This window comes from Lysinibacillus sp. NPDC097162 (assembly GCF_044762185.1).
In the GTDB taxonomy this organism is placed as follows: domain Bacteria; phylum Bacillota; class Bacilli; order Bacillales_A; family Planococcaceae; genus Lysinibacillus.
In genome coordinates, this window is record NZ_JBIWDT010000001.1 from 974357 (window position 1) to 987126 (window position 12770).

Annotated in this window: 14 protein-coding genes; 8 read left to right on the forward strand and 6 right to left on the reverse strand. The window is 38.2% G+C overall.

Annotation, left to right across the window (positions count from 1 at the left end; all coding sequences use genetic code 11):
- Positions 1-16 precede the first annotated feature (16 nt).
- From ACIQXW_RS04725 to ACIQXW_RS04745, 5 genes are all read left to right on the forward strand, one after another.
- Complete coding sequence (locus ACIQXW_RS04725) at positions 17-1021, forward strand: P1 family peptidase (RefSeq protein ID WP_401018496.1); 1005 nt, start codon at positions 17-19, stop codon at positions 1019-1021.
- A gap of 16 nt (positions 1022-1037) precedes the next feature.
- Positions 1038-2567, forward strand: a complete 1530-nt coding sequence (locus tag ACIQXW_RS04730) for an ABC transporter substrate-binding protein (RefSeq protein ID WP_402762442.1) — start codon at positions 1038-1040, stop codon at positions 2565-2567.
- A gap of 16 nt (positions 2568-2583) precedes the next feature.
- Positions 2584-3525, forward strand: coding sequence for an ABC transporter permease (locus ACIQXW_RS04735; protein ID WP_340824858.1), 942 nt, complete (start codon positions 2584-2586; stop codon positions 3523-3525).
- A gap of 12 nt (positions 3526-3537) precedes the next feature.
- Positions 3538-4365, forward strand: a complete 828-nt coding sequence (locus tag ACIQXW_RS04740; protein WP_340824857.1) for an ABC transporter permease — start codon at positions 3538-3540, stop codon at positions 4363-4365.
- Between the two features lie 79 nt (positions 4366-4444).
- On the forward strand, positions 4445-4885 hold the full coding sequence (locus ACIQXW_RS04745) for a GNAT family N-acetyltransferase (RefSeq protein ID WP_402760167.1): 441 nt from the start codon (positions 4445-4447) through the stop codon (positions 4883-4885).
- A 293-nt stretch (positions 4886-5178) separates the two neighbouring features.
- Here the strand turns inward: ACIQXW_RS04745 and ACIQXW_RS04750 are convergent, their stop codons facing one another.
- The gene (locus tag ACIQXW_RS04750; RefSeq protein WP_340824854.1) at positions 5179-5319 is read right to left on the reverse strand and encodes an RNA polymerase sigma factor; all 141 of its coding nucleotides are present in this window, start codon (positions 5317-5319) and stop codon (positions 5179-5181) included.
- A gap of 146 nt (positions 5320-5465) precedes the next feature.
- On the opposite strand from ACIQXW_RS04750, the gene ACIQXW_RS04755 reads away from it, so the two are divergent.
- Complete coding sequence (locus ACIQXW_RS04755; RefSeq protein WP_401018494.1) at positions 5466-5777, forward strand: Dabb family protein; 312 nt, start codon at positions 5466-5468, stop codon at positions 5775-5777.
- Positions 5778-5820: 43 nt separating this feature from the next.
- Here the strand turns inward: ACIQXW_RS04755 and ACIQXW_RS04760 are convergent, their stop codons facing one another.
- The 5 genes from ACIQXW_RS04760 to ACIQXW_RS04780 all read right to left on the reverse strand — a co-directional run bounded on the left by ACIQXW_RS04760 (position 5821) and on the right by ACIQXW_RS04780 (position 11068).
- Positions 5821-6783 (reverse strand): carbohydrate kinase family protein, encoded by a 963-nt coding sequence (locus ACIQXW_RS04760; RefSeq protein ID WP_402760169.1) that lies wholly within the window; start codon positions 6781-6783, stop codon positions 5821-5823.
- Positions 6784-6810: 27 nt separating this feature from the next.
- Positions 6811-7689, reverse strand: coding sequence for a DMT family transporter (locus tag ACIQXW_RS04765; RefSeq protein WP_402760171.1), 879 nt, complete (start codon positions 7687-7689; stop codon positions 6811-6813).
- Between the two features lie 116 nt (positions 7690-7805).
- Positions 7806-9056 carry a glutamate-5-semialdehyde dehydrogenase gene (locus ACIQXW_RS04770; protein WP_402760173.1) on the reverse strand — a complete coding sequence of 417 codons (1251 nt, stop codon included), beginning with the start codon at positions 9054-9056 and terminating at the stop codon, positions 7806-7808.
- A gap of 12 nt (positions 9057-9068) precedes the next feature.
- Entirely contained in the window at positions 9069-10163 is a 1095-nt protein-coding gene (proB, locus tag ACIQXW_RS04775; protein WP_402760175.1) for a glutamate 5-kinase, read from the reverse strand.
- A gap of 521 nt (positions 10164-10684) precedes the next feature.
- A complete protein-coding gene (locus tag ACIQXW_RS04780) occupies positions 10685-11068 on the reverse strand; it encodes a sodium:proton antiporter (RefSeq protein ID WP_340824845.1) in 384 nt (127 codons plus the stop codon).
- Between the two features lie 242 nt (positions 11069-11310).
- On the opposite strand from ACIQXW_RS04780, the gene ACIQXW_RS04785 reads away from it, so the two are divergent.
- Together ACIQXW_RS04785 and ACIQXW_RS04790 are read left to right on the forward strand one after the other, a co-directional pair.
- Positions 11311-11928, forward strand: coding sequence for a LysE family translocator (locus ACIQXW_RS04785; RefSeq protein WP_402760177.1), 618 nt, complete (start codon positions 11311-11313; stop codon positions 11926-11928).
- A 14-nt stretch (positions 11929-11942) separates the two neighbouring features.
- Positions 11943-12740 carry a DUF1835 domain-containing protein gene (locus ACIQXW_RS04790; protein WP_402760179.1) on the forward strand — a complete coding sequence of 266 codons (798 nt, stop codon included), beginning with the start codon at positions 11943-11945 and terminating at the stop codon, positions 12738-12740.
- The last annotated feature ends 30 nt before the right edge of the window (positions 12741-12770 follow it).

The window sequence follows — 12770 nt, forward strand, 5'->3', positions numbered from 1 at the left end:
AAAGGGGGGTGGATAGATGTTCGGCAATATTACCGACGTACCTGGCGTGAAAGTTGGTCATGTAGAAAATAAAGAGGGGATAACGGGATGCACTGTCATTCTAGTAGAAAATGGAGCAGTTTGTGGCGTCGATGTACGAGGCTCAGCACCAGGTACTCGTGAAACGGATGCTCTTGATCCAATCAATGAAATTCAGCAAGTGCATGGCATTTGCTTAGCTGGTGGGAGTGCATTTGGCTTAGACGCCGCAACAGGTGTCATGCATTACTTAGAGGAGCAAGATGTTGGAGTAGATGCTGGTATTGCAAAAATACCAATTGTACCTAGTGCTGTATTGTTTGACTTATTTATCGGTGATGCACATACAAGACCGACAGCTCAGATGGGCTATGAGGCAGCGGAAAATGCGACAATTGGACCTTTTGCAAACGGCAATATAGGTGCTGGATATGGCGCTACAGTAGGTAAGCTTGCAGGTCCGCAATATTGTATGAAAGGAGGATTGGGCAGCAGCTCGCTGGAAGGCAAAGAGGGGCTTGTAGTAGGAGCACTTGTAGCGGTAAATGCAGTAGGTGATATAAAGGATCCCAATACAAGAGCAACCATTGCGGGAGCACGTAACCGAGAAACGGGTCAATGGATGGATAGCTGTACGTATTTAGAAGAGCATGGACAATCACAGGCACTATCTGGCACAAATACGACAATTGGCGTTGTTGCTATGAATGCTATGTTTACAAAGTCAGAAGCGAAAAAAATTGCACAGCTTGCACAAAATGCGTTAGCACGTACGATTTATCCTGTCCATACAATGCTAGATGGCGATACGATTTTTGTTTTGGGCACTGGACATCAAACGTATCCAGTAGACTATCTTGGACACTTAGCAACTAAGGTCGTAGAGGAAGCAATTATTGCTGGGGTTAAATGTGCTGCTAAATTAGAGGATGTTGAAAGCTATACTAGTATTTCAAAACACGGTCAAAGGGCAAAGGGGGAGAAACGATTTGAAGCAGATTAGAAATTGGTTTTTACTAATGCTGTTATTGCTAGTAGGGTTGATTATTAGTGCATGTTCAAATGATGAGGATAAGAAAAATACAAATCAAGTCAGTACAAATGCGCCAGTAACAACAGAAACGCCACAAGAAATTGTTGTCCGTATTAATGATGACCCGGATTTTTTAGATCCTCATAAAGCGACAGCGTCCATTTCCTACCAAATGATTCTTAATATTTTTGAAGGGCTAATGGCTCCTGAAACAGATGGGTCATTAAAACAAGGGCTGGCGGAAAGCTATGATATTTCGGAGGATGGTTTAACTTATACATTTAAAATCCGTTCAGGCGTGAAATTTCATAACGGTGAGGATTTAACAATAGAAGATATTCAATATTCTTTTGATCGCTTAATGGGCAAAAGTGGTGGAGAAAAAATGTCGAATAACTTTGATAATGTGGCGTCTACCGAAGCACCAGATGCTACGACCTTTGTTATCAAGTTAAAAGAACCAAATTCTAATTTCTTATATTCACTTACTGCTCGCCAATCAGCCATTATACCGAAAAGTAATGATGGCAAACACAATGAAAATCCAATTGGGACTGGTCCGTTCGCCTATGTAAAATATGCTCCTGGTTCAAATTTAGTACTGAAAAAGAATGATAGCTATTGGAAGGAAGGCCTGCCTTACTTAGATAAAGTAACCTTCACTTTCCAATCAGATGATCAAGCAGCCATTATGAGCTTAATGGCAAATGAGGTTGACTTAACTAGTGTTCCTTGGCAACGCGTCAATGAAGTCGAGAGTAGTCATCATTTATCGCATCAAAACAATAACTCTTCCTTAATCGTGACGTTTAATGAAACGAAAGCGCCATTTGATAATGTGAAAGTGCGTCAGGCGATGAACTATGCGATTAGTAAATCGGATATTATCGACTCGGTATTTGCAGGCTATGCTGTACCACTTGGCTCGAACATGAGTCCGGCAATGGGGGATTATCAAAAGAAAGGTTTAGAGAACATGTACAAGCTTGATGTGGAAAAGGCGAAAGCATTATTAGCAGAAGCGGGTTACCCAGACGGCTTTAAAACAAAAATTACAGTGTCCTCACATAACGATATTTATTCGAATATAGCGCAAATTGTTGCGGCTAACTTAAAGGAAATTGGTGTGGATGTAGAAATTGAAGTAGTGGAATGGGGTATTTGGCTTGATCGTGTGTACTTCGGCCGCGACTATAATATGACAACGATTGATTTAACAGGCCGAGCATCTGCCTATGAAATACTAAATGACTATATCTCTACAAATGATAGTGAAAACTTCTTCTTATTTAAGAATGATGAGTACGACAAAATCATGGCAGACGTGTTAAAAGAAACAGATACTGCAAAGCAAATCGACTACTACCAGCGTGCACAAGAAATTTTAGCAGAGCAGGCAGTGTCCGTTTATGTGGCGGATTACCAAATCGTGTGGGGATCTGATAAACAAGTGACAGGTCTGAAGAGCTATCCATTCTGGTTCCACGATATGTCGGAGGTAAAATTCTCAAACTAGAAAGAGATGATTGCAAATGATGTATATCATACGTCGATTCATCCTGTTAATAACAACGATTCTTCTAGTGTCGATCATTACATTTGGTGTTTTTCAAATTTTACCTGGGGATCCTGTTCGAACAATGTTAGGAACGGAGGCGGATCCTACACAAATTGAAAATTTGCGGTCTGAGCTTGGTTTGGACCGCCCCCTTTATGAACAATACGCTGATTGGATGAAGGGGTTATTGACAGGGGAATTAGGCAATTCAATTCGTTTCTCAATGCCTGTAAAAGATTTATTGTTTGATAGACTTCCTGTAACGATGTCATTAGCATTGCTCACACTAACCATTGTATTACTCGTTTCCTTGCCGCTTGGCATGTTTGCAGCGAGAAGACAAAATAAGCTGAGTGATGTGTCATTATCGACATTGACACAAATCGGAATGGCTGTACCTTCATTTTGGCTTGGTATGATGCTTATTTTATATGTCGGAATGAAATTTAGCTTCTTTAAAATTAGCGGCTATATTCCGTGGACACAAAGTGTATCTGGTGCGTTAAGTACGCTTGTACTCCCAGCGTTAACAATTGCTATACCCCAAATTGCTGTCAACTTCCGTTACGTGCGAACTGCAATTTTAGAACAAATGCAGCTGGATTATGTTCGAACAATACGCAGTAAAGGAATGTCGGAGCAAAATGTCATGTATAAGCATGTTTTAAAAAATGCGATGATACCGATATTAACGGTCTTTGGATTAATTATGGCAGAAGTGGTGGCAGGGACAATTATCGTCGAGCAAGTATTTTCATTGCCAGGTGTTGGTCAGTTACTCATTACTGCGATAAGTAATCGCGATTTCCCTTTAGTTCAAGGAATCGTTATGTATATTACTGTTGCAGTAGTTGTAATTAATTTTATCGTCGATATTTTATATTCCGTTTTAGATCCAAGAATCCGATTACGATGAGAGGTGGATGCAATGAAAACTGTACAGCGCTACATGAAAAATATAAATTTAATCATTGGTCTACTCGTCATAGTCGGATTTTTACTTGTAATGGTCATTAGCTTCTTTTATACACCGCATGATGTCAATACGATGAATATACCAGAAAAATTGCACAATCCGAGTAGTAAGTATCTTTTTGGGACAGACGAATTCGGGCGTGATATTTTTAGTCGGATGATGAAAGGCACACAAACAGCATTTGCGGTCGGCTTATTAACGGTATTTATTGGCTCAACATTTGGTATTTTAATTGGTGGAATAGCCGGGTACATCGGTGGCTGGGTAGATGAAATTTTTATGCGTTTGATGGATGCTTTAATGGCATTTCCAGGGATTATTTTAGCTTTAATGCTAGTAGCTGTTTTCGGACCTGGTGTAGTCAATACGGCGATAGCACTTGGGGTTATCGCAATACCAGCCATCGCTAGAATCGCACGCAGTGGTTTTGTCCAACATCGTGATGCCGAATACGTATTGGCTGCTAAATTAATTGGTGTAAAGCCTTATAAAATTATGTTCCGCCACATTTTGCCTAATATATCATCACAAATTATTGTGGCAGCAACGGTTACCTTTGCTACAGCAATGCTCGCTGAAGCAGCACTTAGTTATTTAGGGCTTGGCGTACAGCCACCAAATCCTAGCTGGGGACGTATGTTAAAAGATTCTCAGGCTTATTTAGTGAAAGCATCTTGGTATACATTTGCACCAGGAGGAGCCATTACGATGTTAGTACTAGGATTGTATATGCTGAGCAATGCCTTACGTGATTATCTGGATCCTCGTTCAAAATCATAAAAAAAGGCTATTGTCATGGCGATAAAAAACATTCTATACTATATAGATTACGCATGCTAAATACGAGGAGGCACTCTATATGAACACAACAATTATTACAACAGAAAATGACTTACAAACAGCTTTTGCTATTCGGAAAGCTGTCTTTATAGAAGAACAACAAATTCCAGCATCAGAAGAATACGATGAATTTGATGCGCTCAATGCAGCATGTGATCACATTCTTGTATATTACAATGCGCAGCCTGTTGGTACAGGTCGTTTACGCGTTGTAGATGGCTATGGGAAGCTTGAGCGAATTTGTATTTTAGAGGAATTTCGTAAATTTGGGCTAGGAAAAGTAATTATTCAAACGCTAGAGGCATTAACACAAGAAAAGGGCTTAACGAAATCAAAATTAAGTGCGCAAGTATATGCAGAAGGTTTTTATGAGAAGCTCGGTTATACACGTACAGGTGAAGAATATATGGATGCAGGAATCCCACATATTTTAATGAAAAAGCAATTTATTAAAGCTTAATTTTAAAAGTCAATTAATACCGCGGATTACTGCTACAAAAAAGAGGTCTTCTCAAATGATTTTTGAGAAGACCTTACTATTTATTAAAAATTACTTAGTTGTAGGATGCCATACACCTTGTTCGTTTTTAACAAAATTAATTTTGAATGTAAAATCCTTAGATCGTAGAAGTATAGTTCCTTGCGTTTCACTTAGTTGTTCAAATTCTGCTTCCTCAATACCATTATAATTATAAGCACTTAAAAGCATCTGAATTTCCTTTGTATAATAATGTTCCTTTATTTTTTGATTATTTAAATACGAAAAGCGTCACCCTTTGTGGCAAATGTAAAAAATACATCTTGCGTAATTTCCTCAGCGAGTTGCCTGTCTTTCACATATAAATAGCTTAGATGGAATAGGTATTCACCGTATTCGTCCACTAGCTGCTCCATAAAACTACCACCTTACTTGTCTTTTAATGATTAGACGAAAAAATTTAACGAGATTGTTCAAAAAAATAAAAATTGTCAAAATTACTAGTATTGAAATTTAATAGACGGCTCTATATGATTATTAAAAAAGATGTGTAGGAGGGGATATGTACATGATTAGACATATTGTGATGTGGAATCATAAAGATGAGTTTAACGAAGAACAACAAACACAGAATGCACAAATCGTCAAAACAGAGTTAGAAAGCCTGACAGATAAAATTAACGGAATTATCTCATTACATGTTATCACAAATCCATTAGCATCTAGTAATCGACAAATAGTATTGAATAGCCTATTTGAAAGCGATGAACATCTGCAACAATATCAAATTCATCCTGACCATGTTCGTGTTAGCCAGTTAGTAGGCTCATTAATGAAAGATAGAATATGTATTGATTTTGAAGAAAATCTATAAAACAAACTCCATTTTGAATTTTTTCAAAATGGAGTTTGTTGTTTTAAAACGATAATGGCATTTCCTGAAGTGTTGGATAAGATGTGATAGCACCATGTTTTGTTGTGGATGCACCGGCATAATGATTAGCATAGGTAAGGAGGGGAGTAGCAAACGTTTCGCAAAATGCTTCGGCAGTCTCTGCTGTAATGTTTTTCTGCAATAAAACACTTAAGATGGCTCCGATAAAGGCATCACCTGCACCTGTTGTATCAATTGCTTGCACAACTTCAGCAGCAGCTTTCACATGTTGTTGCCTCGTATAAAGACTAGCGCCTTGTGCACCATGGGTCACAAAAATAACTTGGACATTCCCTTGGAATAATGATTGAACGGCATGTTGTTCATCGTCTAGATGCGTTAAAAACGATAGTTCCTCGTCAGAAAGCTTCACGATATGCGCGTGCGGAATAAAATTTAAAATCGTTTGTCGACATAATTCGGCGTCATGCCAAAGAGGAAGTCGCACGTTTGGATCAAAGGATACGAGACTGCCTTTATGATGTGCTTGCCTAATGATAGCCTCATGTGTTTGCTTCATTGAACTGTCTACTAAGTTCACCGAGCAAAAGTGGAGAATGTCTTTCGCTGTAAGTAAATTAGCTGGTAATTGTTCTGGTCGATATAGTAAATCAGCGGCATTTCTGCGGTAAAATAAAAAGTCACGGTCTCCATTGGCTGACAAAGAAACAAAGGCGAGGCTTGTTTCACCTTCAGTTGTTTGCGCAATATATTGGGTGTCCACGCCAGCTTGTTTTACTGTATTAATTAAAAAGTCACCAAATGCATCTTGCCCTACCTGTGAAAGTAAAGCAGCATGCTGTCCTAATTTTGCACAGACAGCGGCCACATTGGCAGGAGCACCTCCAGCATTTTTTGTGAATTGTGCTACTGAACAAAGCGAGTCACTTTGTTCAGTAGGGGTAAAGTCAATTAACAGCTCACCAATTGCATATAGTTTACGCATACAATTCCTCCTCTTACGATAGAAATTTCATTCCTTTAACTTAGCTTTTTGATTAGGGATGTAAATTGTATAAAAAATCCCTCCGAAAATTAAAACAATGCCAACAGTTTGCATAATGCTAGGCATGAAATCGAGCAATAGCATATCTAATAAAATAGCAACGACTGGATCTACGAATACTAAAACAGAAACTAGTATAGTAGATAGATTGCGAATACTATCGAAAAATAAATAATAAACGAATCCAGTATGAATAAAGCCTGTACCTAAAATATAAAGCCAATTCGTTGTAGTTAATCCTTCAAATAGTGAAAAGTCCACAAAAGGTAATAGTATGACGATACCAACAGTCGTTTGTATAAATGTTAATGCATAGGAACTTAAATTTTTAATCGTTCTGCTCGTTAACATTGTAAATGCATAAAACAAAGCAGAGAGTAGTGCCCAAACGAAGCCTGACTGCATAAATTCAGACAACGAAATAAAATTATGTAAACCAATAATAAAAATACTACCGATAAAACAAGTCAATGTTGCGACAAGCGCTTGTACAGTCATTTTTTCCTTTAACAACAAGGCCCCTAAAATAAGCACAAATATAGGTGCCAAATTATAAATTGAAATGGCAATCGAGATTGACATCTCTTCAAATGCTTTAAATAAAAATACCCAGTTTAAGACGATAAAGACACCGCATAGAAGTGTACGCGCTATTTCTTTTTTGTCCCATACTTCGGTTTTATGGCCACCTGTCATTAGCCATAAGAAACAAAGAAAGAGGGTAGCACAAATACAACGGATAAAGACTAGCTCAATAGCTGGTACGCCAGTATGGATGGTGAAAAAGCCGATGGAGCCGAAAATGGCCATCGATACAGTAAGTTTTATTACTGCAGAAATATTCATTTCAAACCTTCTTTCTAGTAGATATACAATAGCTACTGTTTTTTTAGTGTTATCATGTTAGTAAAGAAACCGACAGTGTGTAGTATACTGTCGGCTCTTTACATTGGAAATAATCGTTACTCGCGGATTTGCCCATTCCCATGGATAAAATACTTTGTTGATGTTAATGCAGGTAAGCCCATTGGTCCACGTGCGTGTAATTTTTGTGTACTAATACCAATTTCGGCGCCATAGCCGAATTCAAAGCCATCTGTAAAGCGAGTAGAGGCATTATGGTAAACGGCTGCCGCATCTACATTATTTAAAAATGTATCTGCTACAAGTGGATCTTCCGTAATAATGGCTTCTGAGTGGTTTGTACCGTATTGATTAATGTGCTCGATGGCCTCAAATACGTTTTCGACAACTTTGACGCTTATTTTTAAATCTAAATATTCCGTAGCAAAATCTTCCTCTGTAGCGAGCTGTGCGAAATCTACCGCTTGGCAAACTGTTGCATCACCGATAATTGTTACGTCTGCTTCGTGCAAAGCGTTTAGCAGCTTTGTTCCATATTCATTAAACCAATCCGGATGAATAAGTAAGCTTTCAGCAGCGTTACAAACAGAAGGACGTTGTGTTTTAGCATTTCGACAAATTCTTTCTGCTTTTATGTAATCAGCAGTTTGGTCAACATAAATATGACAATTGCCTGCTCCAGTTTCAAGCACTGGCACTGAAGCTTCACGAACGACTAAATCGATAAGTGCCTTACCACCACGAGGAATTAATACATCTAGGTATTCTTTTAAATGGAATAATTCCTTTGCTGTTTCACGACTTGTATCTTCGATTAGTTGAACTGCATCAACAGGGATAGCCGTTTTTTTAAGTGCTCGGTGAATACTCGCAACAAGCGCTATATTTGAAAATTTAGCTGAAGAGCTTCCTCGTAAAATAACGGCATTGCCTGTTTTCAACGATAATGTTGCTGCATCAACGGTCACATTTGGTCGTGCTTCATAAATCATGCCAATCACACCGATCGGTACCATACGCTTTTCAATATGCAAGCCGTTTTCTTTGTCAATGTGCTCAAGTATTGTGCCAACTGGGTCGTTTAACGTTACAAGTAAATGAATGGCATCTGCCATTGCTGTAATTCGGTCCTTGTTTAACATAATGCGATCAAGTGTTGAAGCGGGCATACCTTTTTCTTTGCCACTTGCTAAGTCCTTTAAGTTTTCTGCAATTAGCAGATCCTGATCAATAATTAATTGCTCAGCAATTTTAGTTAACGCATCATTTTTCTCGCAAGTTGTTTTAATATTTAATACATAGCTTGCTGCCTTTGCGCGTTGTCCTTTTTGATATACTTCACTCGTCATCTTTATGCCTCCCTAATTCGTTTGTATTTTTAACCATTTGTCTCGATGAATGACTTCTATTGGATAGTTTGTTAATTCATCGGTCCGTTTTCCCATCGCTTGTGCTAGCTCAAGTGATGAGTATAAAACTTCGCCACGTCCAATAAGTCTATTTTCACTATAAACCTCTACAACGTCACCTTGTTCAAAGTCTCCTTCAACACGGTAGACACCAGCTGGTAGTAAGCTTTTACCATTTTCTAATAAGGCAATTTCCGCACCGTTATCTACAAAGATTTTACCAGAAATTTCCGTAAGTGCAATCCACTGTTTATTATTTGTTAATATAGCAAGTGCCTCATGCTCTACATATGTCCCATCTCCATGTCCATCCATAATATCGACGAGCTTATGCGCACCGTAGCCCGTGCCGATAAACACTTTAACACCAGCATTTAAAGCTGCCCGCGCTGCCAATAGTTTAGACTCCATACCACCTGTTCCGACTTTTGAGCCTGCACCATCAGCGAAGCCAAGCATTTCATCTGTTACTTCTGTTAACCGATCAATGCGCTTCGCTTGGGGATTTTTATTAGGATTTGCATCGTATAAGCCGTTGATGTCTGTAAGGATAATGAGCTGGTCTGCATGAACAAGTCCACTTACAAGTGCGGATAGCATATCATTATCGCCAAATGTTAACTCACTGACAGATACAGTATCGTTTTCATTAATAATTGGGAGCATAGCCCGCTCTAACAATTCCTCAAATGTTGCATAGGCATTTTTATAGCGTTCTTTTTTCGAAAAATCAGTACGTGTAAGTAAGATCTGAGCAGGCATAATATCATAAATACTAAAAAGGGTATGATATGTTTGGATAAGCAAACTTTGGCCGACTGCAGCAGCCGCTTGTTTCCCTTTAACTGTCACTGGACGAGAAGGGTAGCCTAATTGTTTAAAGCCTGCTGCTACAGCACCTGAAGATACAAGTAAAACTTCATGGCCACATTTTTTTAATTCTGCAATAGCTTGCACATGATCCATTAAGCGTACTTTGTCAATTTCACCTTTTGCATTCGTTAAGGAGCTACTGCCAATTTTTACAACGATTCTTTTTCTTTCCATCACATTTCCTCCAGTTCATCAATCATGGTCGCCACTTGTCTTACTACATGAAAATGTTTGTTAAATAACAATAAAAAAACCTTTTCATCCTAAAAATTAGGACGAAAAGGTTTGCTTTCCGTGGTACCACCTACATTGAATATCTTGAGATATTCCACTTTCCTCATAACGCTTGAGACTGCGCCTAGTTTGGCTAGGACGTTTCACGAAGTAGGTTCAGTAGTCTTTTTTGTACAATGCCTTGCAGCCGGTGGGCATCGCTCTCTAAGCAATTAGTTTCTACGTACTAGTCTTCGTTCGCTTTGTTTGTATTGATTATTGTAGAGAGGTCCGTACCATATATTATGACCACAGGCTCTCGTTCGTACTAGTAATTGAATAAAGAATGCACTACTTCTGTGTGTCTGTCAAGCTGATTAGAAAAATTCTGTAAAAATGAGGACAAAATGCTGAAGTTGCGAACATTCTACTAAAAAGGGGATGTCCTAAAACATACTTAAAGTGACAAATAGATAAACAAATTATTTAAACCACCAAATGGCGACAAATAAAGGTAACATCGCCAAAATCATCACAAAAAAACTCCACAATATTTGTTTTCCTGTTGTCATATTTTTTGGCTTAATGCTCATTTTTTCATAGAGTTGGTTGATGGCGCGTTGCTCTTTTGCGTAGAGCATTGATTGAAATTCATCATAATCTTGTATATAACTTGACGGGGTTCTGGGGCTGAAACGTAAATTTCGGATATCGTCCGTTATATCTTTCTCGCCAATCCGATAAGTAATAACTGGTGCCAAGCCAGAGGATTGCGTTGCTTGAACGTCGATATCATGTGTTTTCATTTTATAAAAGACATTCCCTTGCTCGTCCTCCAATTCTTGAACAATATCGCTTACTGCCATCGACGAATCACCTCTTTCTTCATACAATATGGACCAAAAATATAGTATTAATTTTCATTATAATGCATGGGCGAGGAAAAATGTTATGTGAACGAGCATTAATTGAAACAATAAATTTTTTGTAAAAATTCTATATATAGTCATAAACTCACAACTAAAGTAGCGAGTGTCGTGTAGTATAATGAAAATACAACCATTCTAATTATGGTTTTTTCTAAAGTTAGTGGAAAGAAGGAGAATAATTGGAATTTTCAACGTTACTAACGTTTTTAGGTGCAGCAATCATATTAACAGTAATGCCAGGGCCGGACAATTTATTTGTCCTTGCGCAAAGCATTACACAAGATAAAAAGGCAGGCATTGCGACTTCATTAGGATGTACAGGTTTGCTTGTTCATATCGGAGCTGCAGTTTTAGGAATTTCAGCTATTATTTATCAATCAACGGTTATCTTTTCCATTGTCAAATTTGCAGGTGCCGCCTATTTATTATATTTAGCATGGCAATCATTGCGAGCAAAAGATGATCCATTTACATTGAAGCAACAAAATATTCAAGTTTTTGGTTTGCTGTATCGCAAAGGAATCTTGATGAATGTGATAAATCCAAAGGTTTCTTTATTTTTCTTAGCACTATTGCCACAGTTTGTAAATCCAATACACGGCTATGTGGCGTTACAAATGCTTATTTTGGGTATGGTATTTTTAGTGCAGGCACTGATTTTATTCTCGTTATTTAGTATTTTTGCAGGGAAAGTTAAAAAAGGTATAGGGAAGCCAGCAATTGCTAAACGCTCGAATATGGTACAAGGCATTCTATTTACCTTTATCGGTATACAAATCGCACTAAGTAAACAATAAAAGGAGGAGGCTATATGGCAATTTTACATATTACCTTTAGCTTGTCTACACACGGTTCTATTAAACACGCGATACGACAACACCATTTACAGCGAGAAGAGTCGGTGATTTGTGTCAATGATGTTTTCTCAATCGGACCACTTGCAAGCTTGGAAAATCGAAAAAATTGGTTAGAATCTAATGTTTTTAAGGATATAGAAGAAAAAGAATTATACGAGGACATCCATAAGAAGTGGACGAAATCAATCGCTGGCATCCCTTGTGATTTGGATGTTTGGATTTGGTATAGCCAAAATTCACATGAAGAAATTGGTTTGCGTTATGTAATGAGCGAGTTTGTAACTAAATGCAGCATGGTATTTGGAATAGATACAACCGCAGCTTTAAACCGAATTCATCCAGATATGTCTATTCGCCATACTGGAGAACTATCATCGGACTTGCTTATGAAACTTCGATCGGATGCTAAACGGTTTACACTCGAGGAGTGTCGGCGACTTGCTAAAGAATGGGAAGAGCTAAAGCAAAATCCAAGTACATTGCGAGTTTGGCAAAATGGTATTGTTCATGCAGAGGAGGACAGTTACGATGCAACTATTATTGAATGTGCAAAAGATTTACAAGCTAACAACGAGGAGCTATGGCTTTCACCAGTGAACGTCATTGGGCGAACTTTCAATAAAATCGAGGACTACATGAGCGAAGCCTTTTTAGAATATCGAATTTTCACCATGGCTAGGCAAGGGTTATTTGAAATTAGCGGTGACACGACGGATTTGTTTTCTTATCAAATAAAATATATAGGGAAATAGTTAGTTTCCTACAATAATTTTAAAATCATA

What these genes read in the sequence shown, in the direction of transcription:
- ACIQXW_RS04765 (WP_402760171.1), bottom strand. Translation starts at nt 7,689, where the DNA reads ATGAATATTTCTGCAGTAATAAAACTTACTGTATCGATGGCCATTTTC.
- ACIQXW_RS04750 (WP_340824854.1), bottom strand. Translation starts at nt 5,319, where the DNA reads ATGGAGCAGCTAGTGGACGAATACGGTGAATACCTATTCCATCTAAGC.
- ACIQXW_RS04735 (WP_340824858.1), top strand. Translation starts at nt 2,584, where the DNA reads ATGATGTATATCATACGTCGATTCATCCTGTTAATAACAACGATTCTT.
- ACIQXW_RS04725 (WP_401018496.1), top strand. Translation starts at nt 17, where the DNA reads ATGTTCGGCAATATTACCGACGTACCTGGCGTGAAAGTTGGTCATGTA.
- ACIQXW_RS04730 (WP_402762442.1), top strand. Translation starts at nt 1,038, where the DNA reads ATGCTGTTATTGCTAGTAGGGTTGATTATTAGTGCATGTTCAAATGAT.
- ACIQXW_RS04780 (WP_340824845.1), bottom strand. Translation starts at nt 11,068, where the DNA reads ATGGCAGTAAGCGATATTGTTCAAGAATTGGAGGACGAGCAAGGGAAT.
- ACIQXW_RS04740 (WP_340824857.1), top strand. Translation starts at nt 3,538, where the DNA reads ATGAAAACTGTACAGCGCTACATGAAAAATATAAATTTAATCATTGGT.
- ACIQXW_RS04760 (WP_402760169.1), bottom strand. Translation starts at nt 6,783, where the DNA reads ATGCGTAAACTATATGCAATTGGTGAGCTGTTAATTGACTTTACCCCT.
- ACIQXW_RS04755 (WP_401018494.1), top strand. Translation starts at nt 5,466, where the DNA reads ATGTACATGATTAGACATATTGTGATGTGGAATCATAAAGATGAGTTT.
- ACIQXW_RS04745 (WP_402760167.1), top strand. Translation starts at nt 4,445, where the DNA reads ATGAACACAACAATTATTACAACAGAAAATGACTTACAAACAGCTTTT.
- proB (WP_402760175.1), bottom strand. Translation starts at nt 10,163, where the DNA reads ATGGAAAGAAAAAGAATCGTTGTAAAAATTGGCAGTAGCTCCTTAACG.
- ACIQXW_RS04790 (WP_402760179.1), top strand. Translation starts at nt 11,943, where the DNA reads ATGGCAATTTTACATATTACCTTTAGCTTGTCTACACACGGTTCTATT.
- ACIQXW_RS04770 (WP_402760173.1), bottom strand. Translation starts at nt 9,056, where the DNA reads ATGACGAGTGAAGTATATCAAAAAGGACAACGCGCAAAGGCAGCAAGC.